Source organism: Roseospira navarrensis, from assembly GCF_009601025.1.
In the GTDB taxonomy this organism is placed as follows: Bacteria; Pseudomonadota; Alphaproteobacteria; order Rhodospirillales; family Rhodospirillaceae; genus Rhodospira; species Rhodospira navarrensis.
On record NZ_WIVE01000171.1, the window covers coordinates 1 to 709 of the forward strand.

General features: G+C 50.4%; 1 protein-coding gene and 1 tRNA gene. Both read right to left on the bottom strand.

What is annotated here, in order from left to right:
- Positions 1–80 precede the first annotated feature (80 nt).
- Positions 81–332, bottom strand: coding sequence for a hypothetical protein (locus GHC57_RS19140; RefSeq protein ID WP_153347261.1), 252 nt, complete (start codon positions 330–332; stop codon positions 81–83).
- Positions 333–604: 272 nt separating this feature from the next.
- Positions 605–681 (bottom strand) — tRNA-Met (locus GHC57_RS19145).
- Between the last annotated feature and the right edge of the window lie 28 nt (positions 682–709).

The following is a 709-nucleotide window of genomic DNA, read 5'->3' on the forward strand; positions in this document are numbered from 1 at the left end:
GTTCACGTTATGTTCTACGCCGTTTCAGGCCACCTGTCACCACATGATGTGGTCCCGGACTCAAAGGGATAAGCCTTAAATCATTTACATCCCAACCGTTTTGCGGTGTCGATGACATCTGTTATTTCTTCGCTATTTGGAATTATATTGCACTCATCGGCCTTATCCCGGCAGATTCCACCGAGATTCCACTTACCATTTTCCATGCCTTTCGCTGGCGTATTTATCGTCCCTCTCAGGCAATCGGTATCGGTAGGGTCGATACCAGTAATCTCGGCATCATACCCACCTTTCGTTTTTGTCTTTACAGTTTCTATTTTTAGAGTTGCCATTACATGTCCTCCCTATGTTGATTCATCCTTTCACTATTAAAGGATGATTACTGCCCTATCCCTCAAGTGGCCCGCTTTCATGGTAACCTAGCAACAAGCTTTCGGGAAAGGCCGCCACAGCATTCTTTGATCGGTAAATGGCACGGCCGTGCCGCGCCGTGCTTGTTGAAGCGGGTTGGCTCATGGGGACAATGATTGGCTCCAAGTGTCCCCATTTTGTCCCCAGGAAGCAAAAAGGGCCTAGCGCGTCGGCGCTAAGCCCTTGATTTTATTGGTTGCGGGGGTAGGATTTGAACCTACGACCTTCAGGTTATGAGCCTGACGAGCTACCGGACTGCTCCACCCCGCGTCGGGTGTATGTTGGGGGTCGCCTGGGG